Raw genomic sequence first — 21,957 nt, 5'->3', positions numbered from 1 at the left:
CACTTTCCCAAAGACCATCAATCACAAGCTAAAAGACGGCCTTCCGCATGACGGAAGGCCGTCTTTCGTAAATCAAAAGATAAACAAATTACCGAAAACATCCGTCATCTGTCAGGTTTTGCCATAACGCCCTGAAATACAACACATTACGGCATGACAGCAAAACACGTATCCTTCACCCATCTTTCACCTGCCGTCAGGTTTCACAACCACCACTGAAAGACACACATTCATCTGTCAGCCCGTAACCGCCTGTCATTCAACAGACTACGCATGAAACTGAAAGATGAAAGATAAAAACGAAAAAAGGACGCACCCTAAGGCGCGCCCCCTCCATATCATGATAACAACGAAATACTATTATTCGGCAAGCGGATCGAAAGTTCCGTTCGCGCCACCGTTGTGCGGGTCTTCCCAACCTATTGTCTGGTCTACCGAAGCCATGTTGTTCAACGCTCCTTGCGGCAATCCGAGGAAGTAATAGCGTGGCAGGAAGTTGATATACAAGTCAACCTGCTGTGATGTCTGGCCGTCACCCTTCTTGTCCTTGCGCACGAGATTGTCTGCATACCATGTCTTCAAGGTCTCAAGCTGGGTTGTAAGGTCCTCACGCAAGTCAACCGCGGCGCAACGTTCTACATCTGCGATGGGGTCACTGTCATACGTCGTACCGCCCACTCCGTTGCTGTGGTCATTGTTTACGCGGAAGTACATGTTCTCGCGACGTTGGCCGTTAAGCGGGGTGAAGCCGAGCCAAGTGCAGGTGTTACCACCCCATCCGGTAAGTGTCCATGCAGAAGGCGCGCCGTCTATCTGGCTGAAGTACTGTCCACCGTCGTAAAGCAGCCAACGGCGGCAATCGTCAAAGCGCTTGCCTTCATACGCGAACTCTATCTGGCGTTCATAAAGTATTGCCGACATACATGCAGCCTGGTCTGAAGCCAGGTTTGCCTGCAGTCCGTAATTGTTCTCTGATGTATATCCAGCGCGTGCGCGTATCTGCTGCAACAGCTGTACGGCGTAAGCCATGTCTTCGGCGCCGCAAGCTGCCTCGGCAAGATTGAGCAATACCTCAGCGTAACGTATCTCCATATACGGCTGCGCGGAGAAAGCGAAACCGCCGCCGCCCTTTTCCGTGTTGGTGGCATCGAAGTTTGCGTAAAGCGGAGAACTGTTTATGTCAAGGTCGTCAGAACGCTTACGTACATACACACCCTGCACATCCGTCAACAGGTTGTCAGCTCCATATTCGTCTCCACCATTCACCTTGTCGCGGTCTTCCTCGGAAGAATACCATACATAGTTCCAAAGCTCGTAGTCCTGTCCGTTGTTGTACGACGGGCTGTTTGGCTGATCCTCGGCAAGCGTGCTGTTGCCCTGATATGCCCAGCGGAAACCGGGGAATGCGAACGTACGGTAGAAGCGCGGGTCACGGTTCATGAAAGGATACTCTTTGTCATAAGAATATGACGAGGCGTCAAGCTTGGTATAAGTATTAGCCGTTGCCGGACGCTTGCCGTCAGCCATGGGGAACATGTCTACAAGCATGGCAGAAGCAGTCTTACCTGAACCTGAAGTGTTAGCCGGACGTATGCTGCGCTCCCAACGGCTGTTCTTAGCAACGTCGCCGTCTATATTCGAATTGTTGTACAATGTCACGAACACAGCCTCCGGATTGGCGTTCTGGCATTGCGTAAACACGCGCGCGAATGTCGAGCCGTTTACGTTGTCGCCGTCAGTGTAAAGACCGTAACCGCAAGCCTTGATTGAGTCAAGCTCGGCCTTCATCTGAGTATAAGCGTTCTGCCAACGTGTCTGGTCGTTGTCGCGGTTGAACAAAGGGCTCGCCCACAACAGCAGTACCCTGCCCTTCAGCGCAAGGGCTGTACCGGTGGTAACACGTCCATACTCCTGGGCGCCACCGTTCATCGTCGACTCTGCCATCATTTTGGCAGCCTTGTCAAGGTCGTCAAGCATGAAGTCAATGCATTCCTTAGTGGTATTACGCGGGTTTACCACACCTTCAACAGGGTCTTGCACCTCGGTTACGATAGGCACACCTCCGTAAAACTTCACCATGTTGTAGTAACGCCACGCACGGAAGAAGTAGCACTGGCCGAGCAGTTCGTTCTTTTCTTCGTCGGAAAGCGTACTTCCGCTAATGCCTTCGATTACCTCATTGATGTTGCGGATATGTCCGTAGGTATTCTCACGGACGTTGTTCATCGAACCGAAGAACAGATCGGGCACCTTGGTTCCGCTCATAACGTTCAGAGGGTTTTGCGTACCATTGACAAAGTCGCTCAGGCCGCTGTATTCCTCAGTTGATTTACCGGCATTGTCATTGCTACCCGTAGACGTATTCCAGTATTTTATGTCATCGTTTACATCCGGCAGACACCTCACGTAGATATCGTTGACACGAAGCAGAGCGCCGGTATAATCGTTATAGGCGTCCGGTGACACATAGTCGTAACTTTTCTTGTCCTCCAGGAAACTGTCACTACATGAAGTAAGGACAATACCTGACATCAAGCCAAAACCGAACAGCTTAAATATTTTCGTATTCATCTATGTTTACAATTAAGATTATATACTTATTAAAATTAGAACGTAACATTAACACCTACCGTAAACTTGCGGAGCGTAGGATAAGCGCCGTAAGAACACATCGGGTCAATGAAATTGTCTGGATAAGGATTGTAGAAGCTCAGCAGATTCTGTCCCGTAACGTTGAAACGGACGTTCTGCAGACCAACCTTCTTAACCCATGCCTGCGGCAGGGTATAAGCCAGCGTCAAGCGGTTCAGCGTAACGCGCGTAGCGCTTATACGCCAGAACGACGAAGCTATCGAGTTAACGCTTTGGTAAGCGAGGTTAGGCAGACTGCCGTTACGGTTAGCAGCGACAACAAGATTTCCCTGCGCGTCATACACGTCTTGGTAAGAATACATGTTATCCACGTTCCAGAATATCGGCATGCTGGTGAACTCAAGGTCGTCTACACCGCTACCCGACTTAAGCATTGAGCCGTCAAGAACATCGTAACCGCCCCACTGTGCGTTGATTTGAGCAGTGAGAGAAAGTCCTTTCCAGTCAGCGCCAAGATTCAAGGTGAAGCTGTACGGGTTGGTACGGTTTGAGAGACGAACCTGGTCGTTATCTTCGTCAACCACGCCATCAGGCTCTGCGTAAGTACCGTCTGCCTGCTGCGGACCGCGTACATCCTTATAGATAAGCATACCCGGACGTACCTCATCCTTGCTCATGCCGAGATAAGAAGTAATGTTGTACTTGTCGAAGTACTCCTCGATGTCCTGGAAGCTGCGGAACATACCGATGCACTGCAGACCCCAAAGACCGATGTCCGTACGTCCGCCCTTTTGTATCTGGCGATAGATATACTCTGTCTCCCAGTCCATGTTGAGCACCTTGTTGTCATAGTAACCGGTGTTCAGGCCGATACGGTACTTGAAGTCCTTACCGATCTTGTCACGCCACGTTACGCTAAGTTCGTATCCCCAGTTGTCCATCTCGCCGAGGTTGGTAGATGCAGACTGCGTTCCGATTGTTGCCTCGATAGACTGACTGATGGTCATGAGCATTTCGCGGTTCCACTCGCGGAACATGTCGAACGTTACGCTTAAACGGTTATTAAGTACGTTGAGGTCAATACCGAAGTTAGCCTTGTACACTTTATCCCAATGCACGTCAGGGTTGACGGCCGAGTTGTTCTTGTTGAGCGAGAGGATATTCGAAGTATCGTTGCTTGCACCAGTTCCGAAGACAGGACCCTTGTTGGCGTCTGAAGCATAGAGCTGCATCCATTGCCATGCCACGATGTTGTCACGGCCGGTAAGACCGAACGAGCCGCGAAGCTTGAGGAAGTCAACCCAAGGCAGGGCCTTCTTGAACCAGTTTTCCTCAGACATTACCCAACCTGCGCTGAATGACGGGAACACACCCCAATAATTTTCGGGAGCGAACTTGGTTGAAGCGTCGGAACGGATAAGGAACTCGAACAAGTATTTATTTGCGTAAGCATAATTAAAGCGTCCGATATACGAAAGCGTACCCGACTCAAAGCGCTTGAAATTCATGTCAATGTCGCCATCCGCACCGTTTGACTGTCCGTTAGTAAACGAATACGGGTCGTTTCTCTGGCCATAAAGATACTCGCTCTCAGCCTCAGATTTCTCTATCGAGAACAACGCGCCTACACTGTGCAAACCGAAATCACGGTTATAAGCTGCGGTGAAGTTCATCTGATAGTTATCCGTACGCACCATTGAACGGTTCAGCTGGGCAGTACCGTTTGAAATTGTCATCTTCTGCAGGTTGCTATCCGTAAGATAGTCATCATAGTTCTCGCCTGCCACTGGAGTGTACAGGTGCTGGCCACTACCGGTACGGTTCAGCATGGTATACACGTCAAAACTTGAACCGAACTGGTTGGTCTTGTCCGTATTTATACTCTTTGAATAAGTGAAACGCAACGTTAATCCCTTGAGAATCTTGCTCCATCCGAAATCATAGTTTACACCGGCCTGTATATTTAGATTTGACGTCATTGAACGACTATAGTCGCCATTGTTGCGAAGCTCGCTGAATGAGTAATTCTGGTCTTCGTCAACCTCTGAATTACTAATACCATACGCGGCGATAGGCAGTCCGTTGACATACTCCGGAATATAACGGGGACGCGTCAGCAGGATATTATAATCCTTCTCGTTAGAAGAGCCACCTATCTTTATATAAGGAGTGTTCTTCTTGCCGTAGTCGCCTGATACATTCAGGTTAGCAGACAACCACTTGCTTACCTTTACGTCTACACCAGCACGGAAATTCCAACGGTTGTAGTCAAGATTACCGAGGTTAGCTCCCTGGTCAAAGTAAGACAGGTTAGCGAAATAACTTGCCTTTTCGGTAGCTCCGCTCAGGTTTACGCTGTGCTTCATGGTAAAGCCAGTTTCCCAATACTTGTCAAGCAGGTCATAGTTCAATCCCTTCATTGCCTCAAGCTCATCAGCCTGGTAAAGACCAGTAAGATGGTTGAGGTTGGTATCCGTCGGGTCAGCTGCAGCTACCGCGTTATACAGACGCCCGTACTCGTAAGCGCTGAGCATTTTGGGATGCGACACAGCGTCGGTAAAACCGAACGTGCCACTGTAAGAGATACGTGGAGCGCCGATTTTGCCCTTCTTCGTAGTTACAAGGATTACACCGTTAGCCGCACGTGCACCGTAAACAGCAGCCGAAGCATCCTTTAGCACGGTGATACTTTCAACTTCAGCCGGGTCGAGGTTATTGAAAGCCTCTGCTCCAAGGTTCTGTGAAGCGTTGCCCACCTTTACGTCGTTCGGATAGATGTATCCGTCAATAACGAAAAGCGGCTGTTGGGCCGTGCTACCTATATCTGACAGCGAACTTGTACCACGCACGTACATAGAGGCACTTTCGCCCGGACGGCTGTTGCCGCCGCTGATGCTAAGACCATTGACAAGGCCTTCGAGCGTGCTGGCAAGGTCGCCGGAAGCAAGGTCCTGAATTTCGTCGACTGGAACGGTAGCGACAGAACCGGTCAAGTGGGCCTTCTTCTGCACACCGTAACCTACTACTACAAGCTCGCCGAGGTTCTGAGAGTCCTCCTTAAGCTGCACTCTTCCGCCGCCCGTTACGGTCATTGGCTCGTAACCGATGTAGGTAATGGTCACCTTTGCGCCTTTTGGAGCCTTGATTACATAATTACCGTCGAGGTCGGTGATGACACCGCCATCCTGTCCTTCCACACGCACGGACGCACCGATAATCGGCTCGCCGTGTTCGTCTACTACGGTACCTCTAATGTCCGTGTTCTGAGCAAGAACCGGAGAGGCGGCAAACGCCATGACACCGAAACATAGACTGATTATGAATTTTCTTTTCATATCTTGTGTTTTCTGTTATTACTGATTATTATTCATTAGTCGGCAACCAGCGCGGATCACCTGTACCGAGGCTTATTTGTGCCGAACCGCTTACGGTAAAGTCACCATTCGTCGGGTCTGCGAAACCAGGATTCTCCGTTATCATAGAACCACTGTTATCATAACCATCACTGCCTGTGTTTGCCGCACTTACATCCACTCCGTCATAGAAATACGTGTTATTCGCGTATTCCGTATGAGGATTTGCCGAAGCTTGTTCAAGAAGACCGTTCAAGAACTTGTTTGTACCACAATCTACAATAATGGAGTTGGTAACTATGTACTCGTTCCAAGTCTGTCCCTTATCACGTTGGTTGCTAAACTTCTTATTGTAAGACACTCCGTAAAGTGTACAATTCCTGAACACCATGCTCTGCTTGAGAGTACCGTCAGAGGTTATATCCTTAGGACGTCCGCCATATTGCGAGAAGAAATAGCCTGTGTTAGTACCGCTCTCCCAAATAGTTGAGTTCTGGAACGAGTACGAAGCAAAACCTGCGCCATTGAAATTAACAATAGCATCAGAGTTGTCCGTTTTGTTAAGCTTTATAACACAATCGTCCACAACCAAGTTGTACACAACATAATAAATCTTGTTGTTGGAGATAAGACTTGTGCCAAGGTCAGTAATGTTGCATCCGGTGAAACCGATTGGGTCTTCGATAAAATATGCCCCTTTCGTACCAATCAAATCCATAATCGACGGATCTAGTTGATCTGTCAACTTTACAAGTGGTTCAGTAACGCCTGCACAATCAACGTCAATATTCTTCAACTTGAATCCCCTTGCCGTCTTAAAGCAAGCCGAGGCAGCCAACGAAAGTTTAGCATGGTTGCTATTATCCTTTGCCCTAAAGGTTACAATCTGGTTATAGAAATCCACCGGCTGTGACAGCGTATAAGTACCGCCCGGCTCGAGGTCGAAGCACAATTCCTCGCCTGTACTCTCGGACGGGAGCGGATTCTGTTGGAACCATTCATACAAGTCTGCATTAGCAGGTATCGACCCGTATGTAGCCAAATAACTGTCGAAATCCACCGTTGTAGATGTTGCGGCGTCAGTGTTGCCGAGTTCCTCGTTGCCCAAAGTCTTTATACTGAACGTATAATTATGGTCCTCCGTACGGTCAACGACAATCTGGCAACGGTCGACTATTGAGTCCTGCATATTGCTTACAACCGCAGGGTTGCCATCTTCCGTTACGTCCACAACCGAACACAAATAACCGCCGGCACCCTGCACGACAGGCCACGAGATTATCGTCTGTGAACCGTCGGCCGAGGCCTCGATAGTGATGTCATCAGCAGCAGGGCTTTCAAGCTGGGTATTGGTGACGTCGCTACGCCAGCTCTCGTCATCAAAACCGTCCTGCGCGCATGAAGACACGAGCAACACGCCTACGGCCATTGCCGAAAGCATGCCTGCCTTTCTTCGCAGTGATAAATGATTTCTTTTCATAAATCGTTTTTTAATGTTATACATATAATTATTTTTCCGTCAAATTATCTATAGGTAAAGATTTCGCAAAGAGATACACTAAGGGTATTTGAATAAGAGACGTATGAACTTAAAAAATGTAATCATTCTTTCAAAAAAATAAAAACAAAATATCTGATTAAACCTTTCAGGACGCCGCGCTATACTAAACACCGCGACAACACACGGCATTTCATCCCGCAAGAGGCCACCTTTTACAGTCAGGAATGTCGTCTTTCACAAACCCAAAGACGGCCTTTCGTAACAGTAAGTTTATCTGTTCATTTTGTTGCTGAACGTTACACAAGACACGCCTCACCGACCGAATCCAAACTAAAAGACCTGAAAAAGCTAACGTTTTTAGGCGTTCTTACCGACGTTCAAGTAAATAAGACATTTTATCCGCATTTATTTTGGCTTTTCATCCGTTTTTCATAATTTTGCAAAAATTCAGAATTTCTTAACAGCAGCACTGCATCTAATAGAATAATACCTTATTAAATATACGGCCTGAAATGAACTGCGCACAAGCACTCTGAGGCCATAGGTTACACTTATGACTGACGAAACGGCTATAATCTCAAGGATAAGGCAAGGCGACGAAAAAGCTTTCAAATATTTATTTGAACATTATTATGCCGCGATGTGCAGCTTTGCGCGCCATATCGTACATGACGGCCACTTGGCGGAAAGTATCGTCGACGACGTGGTTTTCAACATTTGGGAAAACCACAGGTCGCTACATGTCAAGTCATCGTTGCGCACATATTTGCTTAGTGCCGTACGCTATCGGTGCATCAACGAGATGAAGAGCCCGTACAGAAGGTTCAGCCGTATGCAAACAACAATCCCTCCAGGCGACAGCACAGACTTCGTCATGTCTCTTTTCGCCGACGCGCGCCATCCGCTTGGCGAACTGATAGAGAAAGAGCTGCAAGATATCATCAAGGAAAGTATTGACGAACTGCCAGACGAATGCCGCAGGGTATTCCTGAAAAGCAGGACGGAGCACATGAAGTACGCCGAGATTGCCGACGACATGCACATATCGGTAAACACGGTGAAGTATCACATAAAAAACGCGCTTGCGCATCTACACCGAAGGCTTGGAGGCTATATAAAGTGGATTTTTGCAGTTTGCGTGATAGATTTTTGAAAAAAACGGCAAACTACACTACCCTTAAACAATGAAATCTTGTCTTAACTTATAGAACAACGGATATTATGGACAACAAAGACCGGCATGACGATATAGACGCGCTGATAGCGAAATATCTTTCGGACGAGCTTGACGAAACTTCTTTCAACACCCTGAAAGAATGGACATACCGTTCCGTGTCAAACCGTGAATACGTAAGGGCAAGGGTCGAAGAATGGTTCTCGGCCGGAGTGGCGGCCGATTCGTACAAGTATGATGCCGAAAGCGCATACCGCAGGTTCAGGCTCCGGATAGAGGGAGCGGAGGCCAACATGCGCAAACGCCGCACAAGACGGGTCATTAGGATAGCTGCCGCCATAGTCGCGGCAGTGCTGCTTCCACTTGCTGGTTATCTCTACGGCACGGGCAGGGACTACAGCCGCCATGCCATGATAAGTATCGAGACATCTGCCGGAGCACCGTCAGCCGCAACACTGCCCGACGGCACAAAGGTATGGCTCAACGCCATGTCAAGGCTGGAATACCCTCAGGACTTCGGCATAAACGGCAGAAATATCACACTGAAGGGTGAAGCATGCTTTGACGTTAGCCATGATGAAAAAAAGCCTTTCATTGTACATACCGACGATGTAAGCCTGACCGTGCTTGGCACAAAGTTCACATTCAGCAATTATGCCGATGACGACAACGTTACCGTTGACCTGATCAGAGGCAAGGTATCCCTATCCGCAACCGCTTCCGAACAAAGCATGTACCTGGCTGCCAATGAGCGGATGACGATGGACAAGAGGACAGGCAAGATGAAGAAAAGCAGAATAAACGCGGCTGGCTCAGACAGTTGGACACACGGAGAAATAATATTCGAGGACACGCCGCTGGACGAAATAGCCAAGGCTGTATCAAGAAGGTACGGCGTAGAGATAAAAGTGGCTGACAGTACAGGCAAAAAGCGCTTTTACGGAGCATTCGACACACGCAGGCGCACTGCTGAAGATATACTCGAAGCCATCTCGAAGACAAGGCGCGTAAAATACACATACAAAAACGGAAAATACATTTTATACAATTAAATACTAACCAAAATAAACAACAAGCCTATGCAGCAAAATACCTAAAAAACACAACTACGCCTTACGCGCACGGCAACATGGCGTACGGACAGCGGCCGGTATCCGTACACAACGCCGTAGACACGGAGGCAACCACACCGCAGGGACGTTGGCAACAGGAAAACACCATGACACGAGAAGCCATCATACGACCTGCAAAACACTTGATAATCAACGGTTTATTCAACTTTAACACATTAATAATCATGGGAACATGCAAGAAGGCTATACTCATAGCCGCGCTATTCTTGTGCTTTAATTTTTCCACATACGCACAGAAAATAACATTGAATGTCAATAACGTATCGGTAAGGCAAGCCATGGGAGAACTGCGCAAAGCCACCGGTTACACATTCGTATTTTCCTCGGCTGACGTCGATACGCGCAAGAAAGTATCTGTATCAGCTAACGGGAAAGACATAAACTATGTCATAAAACAAATACTGAAAGGACAGGAAGACGTAGAATACAGGATTGAAGGCAAGGAAATAATACTTACCAAGGCTACCGGACACCAAGGTACGCATGGCGGAGGAAACAAGGCCAACGCGCAAAAAAGCGTCAGCGGTATCGTGACTGACGAAAACGGTGACCCGATGATAGGCGTAACCGTAAAGGAAGACGGAACGGACAACGTAGCCGTAACCGACCTTTCGGGAAAGTTTACGCTTAACAACCTATCGGCAACAGCCTCCTCCGTAACGTTGTCATACATCGGATATATCCAGCAAAGCGTGAAAATACGCCCCGGAACAATGTCCATCGAGATGCTTCCCGACAACCAGTCGCTTGACGAAATTGTCGTAGTCGGCTATGGCGTGCAGAAGAAGCGCGACTTGACCGGCTCGGTATCGTCGCTAAAGCAAAAAGACATAGTGGCCATCCCCACCACCAACGTACTCGAGTCCATGCAAGGAAAAATAGCCGGACTCGACCTTAGCGTAACGTCGGGACAAGCCGGAGCGTCACCCACTTTTACCGTCCGCGGCGAACGTTCGCTTACGGCCAGCAATGCCCCGCTCATCCTCGTTGACGGAATAGACTATGGCTCGGACGTGGACATTAACCCGTCCGACATCGAGTCAATCGAAGTCTTGAAGGACGCATCATCCACTGCCATATACGGTACACGTGGAGCCAACGGAATTATCATGATAACAACGAAGAAAGGAAAGAGCGGCAAGTCGAGAATCTCGTTTAACGCCTTCCTGTCGTCAACAATGATCACGGACTATCCTGACATGATGAACGCCGAGCAATACGCCCGCTACAAGCGTGAGGCTTACCGTGACCGTGAGACCGGTGAATATGCCGACGATGCATCCGTGTTCGCGCCTGAAGAACTTGAATATCTCGAAAAAGGCTACGATGCTGACTATCCAGACATGCTGATGCATAACGGATTCAACCAAAGTTACGAGCTGTCGGTATCAGGAGGCAACGACAAGACACGTCACTTTTTCTCGTTAGGCTACAGGAGCGAGAACGGACTTTTCAAGGATGACGGTTACAAACGCTACAACGGAAGACTTGCCCTTGACCACAACCTGTTTAAGAACGTACAAATAGGCGCAAACGTAATCTACTCTTACGTAGACAAAGACAATAGATATAGCCCGCTTAATCAGGCAAGAAAAATCATACCTATATCAAAACCGTATGATGACGACGGAAATATCGTGTCGTATCCCTCGCCCGGATATAACACACAGATGAACCCGCTGCTCGACGACCAGCCCGGAATGCGCACGGACAATACAATAAGTGAACGGTTCTTCGGCAGCTTCTACATGAATTGGAACATCACTAAGGAACTCTTGTTCAGGACAACCTTCGCATGGAGCTCAGTTAACCAGCGCCGTGGTTTCTTTGCGGCAAAAGGCTCCCTACAGGGCGGAGACATCGACTCGCAGTCATACAAGGAGCATTATGCCACACGGGAACTTACCTGGGAGAATGTGTTGACATGGACAAAAGATTTCGGAGGAATACATAACCTGCAACTCATGGCCGGAACAAGTACAATCATGAACTCCGAAGAATATACATACGCAGGCGGAAAAGACCAGCCATACGACGACAACATATTCCACAACCTTGGCTCCAACGAAAAAGAAATATCCATAGACAGCTATCTCAACGAAGAGAATCTCGCATCTTTTTTCGGAAGGGTAAACTACAAGCTGATGGAACGCTACCTGTTCACAGCCTCCATCCGCGCCGACGGTTCTTCCGTATTCGCCGACGGCAAGAAGTGGGGATACTTTCCGTCAGTGGCATTAGGATGGAGAATCAACGAAGAACCATTCCTCAAGAACATCAAAGCCATATCCAACTTAAAACTCAGGCTCAGCTGGGGTGAATCCGGCCAATGTGCAATCGACCCGTACCAGACAATGGGCTTGTTGGGAGAATCGACATATTCGTTCAATAACGGCGTAGCCTACGGATATTATCCTAAGACCATGTCGAACAAAGACCTGACTTGGGAAACGACGAGCCAATACAACATCGGCCTTGACTTCGGATTCTTAAATAACCGAATATCAGGTAGTATCGACGTGTATAAAGCTGAGACACGCAACGTCCTAATGAGCAGGAACATTCCTTCAATCAACGGCTTTACGTCTGTTATGGAGAACATCGGCAAAACTTCGAGCACGGGTGTAGACTTCTCTTTAAGCACAGTAAACATCCTTACAAAGGATTTCTCGTGGACTTCTGACTTTACGTTGTCGCACAACAAGGAGAAAATCAAGGAGCTCGCGTCGGGCCAGACCAAGGACGAAGCTAACGCATGGTTTGTCGGAGAGGCTTTCAAAGTATTCTACGACTATAAGAAAATAGGTATTTGGCAAATCGGAGAAGAAGCCGAAGCGGCAAAGAACGGACAGGTGCCGGGCGACATCAAGGTTGCAGACGTCAACAAGGATGGTGTTATCACGCCTGACGACAGAATCATCTACAGCCAAAGACCGGACGTGACATTAGGTTTTAACAACTCGTTCAAGTACAAAGACTTTGACTTTACGATATTCCTTTATGCCCGACTCGGCCAATGGATCGCCTATGACTACAATACAACCTACCGCGTAAACGCATCTGAAAACGGCGCGAACATTGATTACTGGACACCAGAAAATCCGACGAACGCATTTCCACGTCCCGATAAGAGCAAGAGCTACAACCAGGTAATGTACTACACCACACTAGCTTACGAAAAGGGCTCATTCCTTAAGATTAGGGATATTACGCTCGGATACACGCTTCCAAAGAGCCTTCTCAAGCGCATTAAGCTGTCAAAACTGCGTCTGTACTGCACGGCAAAGAACTTCTTTACCTTCAGCGGAATTGACCACTACGACCCTGAGGCTGGAGGAAGCATAGACTTCCCTATGACGAAACAACTTGTGTTCGGTATAAACTTAGAATTCTAAAGAACAATATATCATGAAAAAATATAATTATATTATCGCCATCATCGTGGCTATCGGCGCTGTATTTTGCAGTTGTTCCGACTTTCTCGAGGAGCATAACCGCAACGACCTGAGCGCAGACAACGGATACTATGACACCGAAGAGGGATTCGAGTCGCTTATAAATTCATGCTATACGACAATGCGCCTGTGGGGCGGCAAGGCTCCGGGCATTGCGTTGGGAGAATCGGGCACGGACATCCTTGCCCCCGGCGGCAAGTGTGACTATCCTACACTGGCGCTTTACCAGACAGACCTAAACGGTACGGTAGCTATTTTCAGCGAATACTTCAACCGTTTCTACAAGGCGATTAACATCTGTAACACGGCCATAGCTCATGCCCAGACCGTAGACGCGGACGACGCTCTGAAGAAGCAGAGGGAAGCCGAGGCACGATTCCTCAGGGCTTACTACTATTGGCTCGTGGCCGAGACATTCGGCGACACTTACTATTCAGACCAGCCATCCGAGCATATCGTCACGGAACCGCAGAAAACATCTGTAGCAGACATCTATACACACATCTTCGACGACCTTGACTTCTGCATCAACTCAGACAACTGCCTGCCTACCACGCAGTCAGAAGGCGGACGCGTAACGCTGTGGGCGGCAAAGGCGTTCAAGGCCCGCCTACTGCTCACACGCGCCAGTGAGACTGGCGACACGCAGCTTTACGAACAAGCCTATACCATGGCCAAGGACGTGGTTGACAACGGCCCGTTCGAGCTGAACAAGGATTTCTCGGCCGTATTCGACATGAGGAAGCAGGGCGCCGACGGCAACGGGAACCTTGAGGTGATATGGTACGTGGACTATTCATCAGAAAACCAGTTGTACAACGGCGAGTTCGACGACGACATAATACGCTCCGGCGGCAACAACTCACACCTGTCCTACTGCATGGAATACGACACCCAGCCAGGATTGGAGCGAAGCATTGAGTATGGAAGGCCATTCGTACACTACATGCCAACGCGTTACCTGCTCGACTTATACGACGACTGCGATCAGCGCCTGGCAGCTACGTTCCAGACTCTGTGGATTGCCAACAAGGAAGGCGGCACCAACTATCCGCTTATGCACGTAGGCGACACGGCCATCTGGGCTACCCGCGAGTCTACCACACAAGAACAAAAGGACTGGGCAAAGGGGCGTTACCAGATTATAGACCGCGACGTGATGTACAACGCTGACGGCACACTAAAGAACCAGAAGCAGTATATGGCCATCTCGAAGTTTGCAGACCCGACACGCGAGACTGTAAAGGAGGACCGCAGCACACGCGATGCCTTCATGATACGTCTGGCCGAAATGTATCTCATCATAGCCGAGGCCGGCGGCAAATGCGGAAAGGCCGACGCATTGGAATACATGAACACGCTGCGCAGGACGCGCGCCGTGAGCGGTCACGAGGCAGAGATGGAGGTGACACAGGCCGACATCGAAGACATCGACTTTATCCTTGACGAACGCGGCCGCGAGCTTGCAGGAGAGCAGCTAAGGTGGTTCGACCTTAAACGCATGGGCGAGGAAATATTCCTACGGAGGATAAAGACCGGCAATCCCGACGCCGGCAAGAACGTGAAAGCATACCATATGCTGCGCCCGTTCCCGCAGGATTACCTTGACGCGATAACCAATAAAGAAGAATTCAAGCAGAATGAAGGCTATTAATCATTACATGTCCTCAAGGGCCCCGTGGCCGGCCGCGCGCCGCGCCGTGGGGCTCGCCGCTGCGCGCGGTATCAGGACGGTGGTAGCGGCGGCGCTCCTCGCGCTAACTACAACGGCTGCGGCGCAGCTGCCAATGCGCAATGCCGAGAACGTAAACAAGTACAAGGACATCTGCAAGCGGTATATCTACAAGGAGAAAGAGGGTATGTACCGTGAGGCAGGCGGCTCGCTGCCCTACCCCTTCCTTGCTCCCGGTAGCAACCAGTACCTTGACATGCTGTGGGACTGGGACTCGTGGCTGAGCAACGTGGCGCTGCGGCAGATTCTGGCCGACTGCGGCACGAAGGCCGACAGCGCCCGCGCGCTGAAGTACGAGCAGGGCTGCGTGCTCAACTCGTTAAGCTACGGAGGCATGGACGGCTGGATTCCCATCTGGATAGAGCGCAACGCGCCCAGCCGCGAGGACATGTTACGCAAGCGAAACCCGTGGAAATCTAACATGCACAAGCCTACGCTGGCGCAGCACGCGGCGTTTATCACGCGCACGATGAACGGCGACGCCGAATGGCTGAGGGACGGTTTCTACTTCCTGCAGGCGTTCGTCTCGAAATACATGAACCATCACCGCCACCGCGCTACGGGTCTGCTCTACTGGGAAACTGACGAGGCTATCGGCGTGGACAACGACCCCAGCACATTCTACCGGCCGCACGAAAGCTCGGGCTCGATATTCCTCAACGCTCTGATGTACAAGGAATTGAAGGCTATGGAGTATCTCGCCACACGCCTGAACCTTACCGAGACGGCACGGCAATACGCCGACGAGGCCGACGAACTGGCAGCCCGCGTGCGCGAACACTGCTGGGACAGGCGCGACGGATTTTACTACAGCGTAGACCTGAACCTGCTGCCCGTAGAGAAGCCCGACATTACCGGACTTGAGCCGGGCGACCTCTACCTGCACGTGGGGCAGCCCCGCTCGTACGACTGCCTTATCCAGCGCCTCAGCGTATGGAGCGGTTTCATGGCAATGTGGGCAGGAATCGCTACCAAGGAGCAGGCAGCCGAGATGGTAAGCAAGCACTTCCGCGACACCACGTCGTACAACGCGCCGGCCGGAATACGCACCCTCTCGCCCTTGGAAAAGATGTACAACACCAAAGCGAGCGGCAATCCCTCATCTTGGCAAGGCCCTGTATGGATTAACGTCAACTACCTCGTGTTCCGCGGACTACTTAATTACGGATACGAGGAAGAGGCCCGCGAGCTGGCCGAAAAGACAGTCCTGCTGCTCGGGAGAGACTTCGAGCGCTTCGGCGCGCTGCACGAATACTACCTGCCCGAGAACGGCGAACCCGTGCTGAACAAGGGTTTCCAAAACTGGAACTTCCTCGTGCTCAACATGATAGCATGGCTCGAGGGTCGGCAGCAGGTAACCGAATTCTGAGCGTAAACGGTTACAATATCCGCATACAATGATTTTTATATAACAGCAGCGCGGGCGTTGTCATTCGTGGCAACGCCCGCACCCGTTTTATCAATATATCACCGATAGCGTGCATAAACGCTACAAAATGTCACAAAAGAAAGTTCACGGTTTCTGCGCAATCTGGAAACGGATTTTATGAAAATGGCATGCATACTTAGCAAAACAGTCCTTTGTTTGTAAAGAAAAGTATGTTAAAAAATCGTTCAACCGTTACATGATTGTAATATAAGCGCTCTTTAATGAACATACAAGCACTCCACGATAATCGTGGAGGCGCTGCGCGATGTCCAAAAGGCGGCTTTTCGGAACGCAAAAGGCCGTCTTTCGTTGCACAAAACATGGCCTTTAGATGTAAAAGTGAGTGTTTAAACGTGCTACGCTTGCATACGCAGGATGACATATTCAAGCCAATCGACGGAAAATTTTTGGCCGTGCCCGTTCTACAGCGTCAACGTTTTTCAAAACGAAAGCCGTCGAGCCTGTTTCGTGTACATAATGTAACATTGAGAAACAAGCTGTCCAAACTTTGCCAAATATCATTATCATAAATATTATCCAACAATACACACTCATTAAGCCAACAAGGCTAACTGTCATTCCATGCTTAACACGGAATGACAGTTAGCCTTGTTGGTTTAGCAAATGTGCGTTAGCGTTGACAAAAACGCAGGCATTAAGATTATTAAAACGTCACAGCGAACAGAAGAAAGTGACAAGAAACGGCACGCTGAAGTCTACCGTGAAGCCGTGGAAAACGGACAGTATTACGTAACGGCTGCCTGATACGCGGGTTATTATGGGCAGCGTAGTGTCCATGGTAGTTGCCCCGCCGGCGGATATTGGGGCCAGCCGCCCGAACCATCGGGCCAGCAGCGGGGCGCAGAGCAGCGTTATCAGCTCGCGCGAAATATTGGCCAGCAAGGCCACGGTACCAAGCTCAGCGCCCTTGTATTCCGTTATGAATATGCTCGAAAGCGAATAGTAGCCGAAGCCTGCGCCCACAGCCATACACTCCGGCAGGCTGCGATGGGGCATAAATGCACCGGCCGCCGCCACTCCACCCAGCGTGCCGGCCACCGTTACCAGCGGCAGCAACATGAGTCTCGGGTTGACACGGCGTATGCTGCGCAGCACCTCCGTATCGCCGCCTACACTCAGTCCGACGAAGAACATCAGGGCGCACAAAGCCCAAAAGCTGATGTCTCCACCGTCGGCAAGCCATGACGGAGCAATGCCGGAAACGCCTGCCACCGTGCCCAAAACGAAGAATCCTACTATTACGAGACTGCCCCTCATTTGCTGAATATACGTGTAATATGTGAAGGAAACGTATTATCGGTCATAAAATACATACCGTTACGCCCGTTGGCCGCCGTCGCCGTCGTCATCACGAGCGCCACGCACTACCCTGTATAGCACCCATGCCATCACCGCGCTGCCAAGAACGCCGGCCACGGCCAGTACAGCCGCCTCGGCGCCCAATCGCCCTATGCCGCCAACAACGCGCGGATTAGTGCCAACCTCGACGCCCAACAGAAACAGCAGCAGCCACACCAGCACCGTTACGGCGCGCCTTACGAAGGCGAAGCGGCCAGCCCTTAGCACATAGCCCAGCCCCATGCCGGCCAGCATGATGATTATTACGGTAAACACGTCGGTACGTTTATCTTATGGTAAATCTGAGCCCCACGTTAAGGTTGAAGTTCAGCGGCTTGTCCTTGTAGATAGTGCTCACGTTGCTGCCGTTGTCGAAATAATAGCTTACTCCCGGCTCAGCGTAGATACCGACAAGACTGCTGAAATTGTACTGCACGCCAGCCGATGCGTTGACCGACCACTGCGTGCGCGTATCACGCACGTCATCGTCAGACGAGCGCACCACCTCGTTGCCGGAAATATAGTCCGTGTGCGACTTTCCTGACACGCAGAACTCGGCCGCTCCGCCCGCCGAGGCATACACCTCGAGATAGTCCGTATGCCAGATGTCATAGCTGACGCTCACGGGCACACCAACAAAATGCAGCTTCTGCTCAGTCTTATATCCGCCCTCGTCGTCGCCAGACGCAATGTCGGAAGAATGGTACGAGTAGTTAAGGCCAGCCTCAACGCTTACACGGCGGGCCACGTTAAACCTGGCCGACATGCCGACCTTAACGGGCTGGCGGTGCTTCACCCTCACCTCGTTGCCTTCGGCCGTCGGCATGTAACCGTCGTCCGCCGACGACAAGAGCATGACCACGTTCTTGTCGTTCATAGGCGACTGCTGCATGGCATAGGGCAAAAGAGAGGTGTTAAGTCCACCCGCCGAATTGCCGAACGGCGCCGTGCCTCCACCATACACAGCCATTGATATACTGCCATGGCCGCCACCATGCCCACGGTCTACGCCCATAGCCACGTCGCCATGCCTATAGCCACCCGACTGACGCGGCGGATTGCGCTTTACGACAACACTACCGCCACCTTGTTCAGCGGGCTTTTTCTCCTGACCTCCGGCCTCGGCTACAACAGTTCCGGTTCCAACAGCCGTTGCGCTGGCATGTTCAAGACTGTCAACCTTATCTATTACCTCCGCCACATGTTCGCCTGTCATGGATACGGCAGCCACCAGCCTCTCGCCAACACGGCGCAAAGCTGTCCCCGGACTGGCCGTCACCACGTCGCCGCCAATGTCTCCGGCAACGTCAGCCGCAGGTTTGTCGGCATTTGCGGTAACATGAGTACCTGCACCGCCGACGGCCACGTGTTCAGCCTCCTGCCCAAAGTATAGCCAGCCGGCACCGGCCACGACTGCCACGCAAGCAGCAGCCGCAACGGCACGCCGCCAGCGCAGGGGCACCGTCCGGACACGCTTCGAGCCGTCCGCTGGCACTACGCCAAGGGCGCCACGCTCACGCATCGCTGTCTCTATGCCCTCCCACAGGCCGTCAGGAGCGGCTGCCTGCCTGTCGGAAAACCTTTTCCTCAACTGTTCTATCCAATATTTTTCCATGACATCAATCGTTTTTATGTATGGTTTTATATTCCTTGATACGCTTAGCCAGCAACGCCTTGGCACGAGAGAACTGCGATGCCGACGAGCTTTCGCCAATGTTCATCATCGCCCCGATTTCCTTATGGCTCTTCTGCTCGAACACATACAGGTTGAATACGGTACGGTATCCCGTCGGCAACGACAGTATCATGTCGTTAATGACATCATCGGGTATTCCCTCAACTTCAGGTTCGTCAGCGATGTCGGGCAGCGTCTCCTCATGCCCAATGAAATCGTAAGACGTGCTTTTCTTAAGAAAACGCAAGGACTCGTTTACCACAATTCTTATCATCCAGGCCTTCAAAGAGCCTTCACCTCTATAGTCAAACTTGTCAAGAGACGTAAAGATACGTATAAAACACTCCTGCAACACGTCCTTGCGGTCGTCTTCATCGGCTATGTAACGGGCACACACGGCAGACAGGTAACCTACATATGTGTCGTAAATTACCTTTATTGCGGCATTATTTCCGCGTGCCGCAAGATTTACCAGTTCACTTTCCTTGTATCCGCCGTTACCAGCCATTATAACTGAAAGAAAGGCCGCGCTTAAAAACACGGCGCGGCCTTCCCGGTTTTATGTAATTGATTGTTAAATATATAGCCCTCTTACTTGAGTCGTGACGAGTAAGCCGCACGCTCTACCGAGCCTTCTACCGTTGTCGACTTTCGGCTGCAATAGTCGAACTGTATGCTCTTCTCGCCGCTGAACGACTTGTATTTAAGAGTTATCTTCACTGTCTTTCCCTCGGTATCGGGCAAATCGCTGAGCCTGAAAGCCACCAATGCATCTCCCCAAATGCCTTCCACATCGCCATAAGCATTATGCTTAAACTCCACTTCATACGGGTCGTCAGGATTTACACCGGTAAGAAGATTTACGTAATGTGCCACCCCCGTGTTTCCCCACAGCGTGCGGAAACGCAATGTAAGGTAGCCATCCTCCGCTATGTTGACCCAGTCTTTCACTATCTCTATCGCGTCGTCACCGTATTCGTCAACGTCTCCATCGGCCGGATAGGGCACAGCCGCCTTGGTAAGAATACTGTCCATCCATGAAACTTCAACCGACTTAGAATAATAATCGTTAACCGGATTCACCTCACGGTAGCATACAAGTGCCCTTACTTCCTTGTCGCCATAAGGCGAAACTGCCATGTTTACGGGATAAAGAGTGGTGCTGTCGTCGAGCTGCATGTAAAAGCCCGCACCTTCAATCGGCTTCACCGTAACCAGCGCGTTTGGCTGTGGATAATAATACCAGACGTAGCCGTCGTCGTCATTACATGAGGCTAATGTGAAAACGGACACTATGGCAAACGTCAATCCTGCTAAAAATTTCATTGTTTTCATAATCTATAGCTCTTATATCTTACAACAATGAAATTCATGATAGGCACATAATCTTGCGCAAGACACACTTTTTTTAATCATTATTCACAAAAAGATGAATGTGGCAGAGATATTTCCACCACATTCATCTACAAAAGACCACTATCATTATTTCTTCGTGTTCTCAATCTCTATGCTCTCAAGATTGCCTGTAACAGGATTGAGCACTATGCTTGTGAACAGTTTTTTATCAAACAGTTCCTCATCAAGCGGAACCGTCGTGCCGAACTGTGCTGCATAAAGCTCATACGCAGCCCACTGGTCGTTGCCTTTATATAGCGTCACCTTGATTTTGCCAGGCAAGTTGACATAAAAACCGCCATTGTCCTTGACTTTCTTCTTGTTTAACAAGTCCTCTTGTATTGACGGCGTTATATGCTTATCCTCCACGCTTATATAATAAGGATTTCCACCTAAATCATCGGCATCCGTTATGCCCATCCACTTTGAGAAGCGGAACAGCAACTGCTTATCCGCCACCTTTGTCGGCACAAACTTCACCACTGCCTCTAACGTATCCTTCACCGTAACGCCTGCGAACAACTGCATTAAGGCACTTTCCTGCATGTCAAGATTCTTCAACATTATCCTCAACTGTTCACCATCGGTAGGCATAAAGTCTGCCTGTCCCTTGTTAAGCATGCTTCTGCTGTCACGGATATCATATATCTCCAAGGCACACAGCTCAGCCATCTTAGCCGAACTTCCTGCCGACAGGACATCCTCATTCATATAATCACGCGGATTTAAAGCTGCTGGCTTAGGCGCAGGCCTGAACGGTTCAGGCAAAGTGACTTCCTTTGGTTCTGCGTTAATGGCCAGCAACACTCCATCCTCGTCTATGTCAACGGTCTGTATATTGTGCTTGTTATCCGTAGGAAGTACATAAAACTTTGACGTGTCACGTTCTCCAATGGAGTTTATGTCAAGTCCCAATATCCGGTAAGTTACCGACCCCTTCATCGGCACATCCCTCATTTTCATGTACTTCTCTGCGTAAATGGCAAAGTCGCCCGGCGTATATGACGTCTTTTCTATCTTCACAGTAAACTGTAGTTCAGTACGGGGCAAATAATATCCAGTACCCTCTGCGACTTCTTTACCACGTTGCGCAAAAACCGAACATACACTTGATGCGAGCAATAAAGACGCTAAGACAAGGTTTTTCATATTGTCATTG

The 21,957-nt window shown here is 50.0% G+C and carries 14 protein-coding genes; 5 read left to right on the top strand and 9 right to left on the bottom strand.

The window, feature by feature from the left end; translation table 11 throughout:
• Positions 1-360: 360 nt before the first annotated feature.
• From H6A34_RS04075 to H6A34_RS04065, 3 genes are read right to left on the bottom strand one after another with little or no spacing between them, the layout of a single operon-like run.
• Positions 361-2,571, bottom strand: coding sequence for a RagB/SusD family nutrient uptake outer membrane protein (locus H6A34_RS04075; RefSeq protein WP_205103628.1), 2,211 nt, complete (start codon positions 2,569-2,571; stop codon positions 361-363).
• Between the two features lie 35 nt (positions 2,572-2,606).
• Positions 2,607-5,927 carry a SusC/RagA family TonB-linked outer membrane protein gene (locus H6A34_RS04070; RefSeq protein WP_205103626.1) on the bottom strand — a complete coding sequence of 1,107 codons (3,321 nt, stop codon included), beginning with the start codon at positions 5,925-5,927 and terminating at the stop codon, positions 2,607-2,609.
• A gap of 28 nt (positions 5,928-5,955) precedes the next feature.
• On the bottom strand, positions 5,956-7,425 hold the full coding sequence (locus tag H6A34_RS04065) for a DUF4992 family lipoprotein (protein WP_205103625.1): 1,470 nt from the start codon (positions 7,423-7,425) through the stop codon (positions 5,956-5,958).
• Between the two features lie 574 nt (positions 7,426-7,999).
• On the opposite strand from H6A34_RS04065, the gene H6A34_RS04060 reads away from it, so the two are divergent.
• The 5 genes from H6A34_RS04060 to H6A34_RS04040 all read left to right on the top strand — a co-directional run bounded on the left by H6A34_RS04060 (position 8,000) and on the right by H6A34_RS04040 (position 16,309).
• On the top strand, positions 8,000-8,599 hold the full coding sequence (locus H6A34_RS04060; protein WP_205103623.1) for an RNA polymerase sigma-70 factor: 600 nt from the start codon (positions 8,000-8,002) through the stop codon (positions 8,597-8,599).
• 68 nt (positions 8,600-8,667) lie between these two features.
• Positions 8,668-9,672 (top strand): FecR family protein, encoded by a 1,005-nt coding sequence (locus H6A34_RS04055; protein ID WP_205103621.1) that lies wholly within the window; start codon positions 8,668-8,670, stop codon positions 9,670-9,672.
• 77 nt (positions 9,673-9,749) lie between these two features.
• Positions 9,750-13,148, top strand: a complete 3,399-nt coding sequence (locus H6A34_RS04050; RefSeq protein ID WP_239480748.1) for a TonB-dependent receptor — start codon at positions 9,750-9,752, stop codon at positions 13,146-13,148.
• A gap of 13 nt (positions 13,149-13,161) precedes the next feature.
• On the top strand, positions 13,162-14,862 hold the full coding sequence (locus H6A34_RS04045) for a RagB/SusD family nutrient uptake outer membrane protein (RefSeq protein WP_205103619.1): 1,701 nt from the start codon (positions 13,162-13,164) through the stop codon (positions 14,860-14,862).
• 133 nt (positions 14,863-14,995) lie between these two features.
• Positions 14,996-16,309, top strand: coding sequence for an MGH1-like glycoside hydrolase domain-containing protein (locus H6A34_RS04040; protein ID WP_205103636.1), 1,314 nt, complete (start codon positions 14,996-14,998; stop codon positions 16,307-16,309).
• 732 nt (positions 16,310-17,041) lie between these two features.
• Here H6A34_RS04040 and H6A34_RS04035 read toward each other — a convergent pair.
• From H6A34_RS04035 to H6A34_RS04010, 6 genes are all read right to left on the bottom strand, one after another.
• A complete protein-coding gene (locus H6A34_RS04035) occupies positions 17,042-17,647 on the bottom strand; it encodes a LysO family transporter (protein ID WP_205103618.1) in 606 nt (201 codons plus the stop codon).
• A gap of 60 nt (positions 17,648-17,707) precedes the next feature.
• Positions 17,708-18,004: a LysO family transporter gene (locus tag H6A34_RS04030; protein WP_205103617.1), complete on the bottom strand. Its 297-nt coding sequence runs from the start codon at positions 18,002-18,004 to the stop codon at positions 17,708-17,710.
• Positions 18,005-18,014: 10 nt separating this feature from the next.
• A complete protein-coding gene (locus H6A34_RS04025; RefSeq protein ID WP_205103616.1) occupies positions 18,015-19,343 on the bottom strand; it encodes an outer membrane beta-barrel protein in 1,329 nt (442 codons plus the stop codon).
• Between the two features lie 4 nt (positions 19,344-19,347).
• On the bottom strand, positions 19,348-19,911 hold the full coding sequence (locus H6A34_RS04020; RefSeq protein ID WP_205103615.1) for an RNA polymerase sigma factor: 564 nt from the start codon (positions 19,909-19,911) through the stop codon (positions 19,348-19,350).
• Positions 19,912-19,994: 83 nt separating this feature from the next.
• Positions 19,995-20,738 (bottom strand): NigD1/NigD2 family lipoprotein, encoded by a 744-nt coding sequence (locus H6A34_RS04015; RefSeq protein WP_205103614.1) that lies wholly within the window; start codon positions 20,736-20,738, stop codon positions 19,995-19,997.
• Between the two features lie 147 nt (positions 20,739-20,885).
• Entirely contained in the window at positions 20,886-21,947 is a 1,062-nt protein-coding gene (locus H6A34_RS04010) for a DUF4831 family protein (RefSeq protein WP_021948493.1), read from the bottom strand.
• Between the last annotated feature and the right edge of the window lie 10 nt (positions 21,948-21,957).

Source organism: Marseilla massiliensis, assembly GCF_016899855.1.
Taxonomy (GTDB): domain Bacteria; phylum Bacteroidota; class Bacteroidia; order Bacteroidales; family Bacteroidaceae; genus Prevotella.
This window is presented reverse-complemented; position numbering and strand designations above follow the sequence as displayed.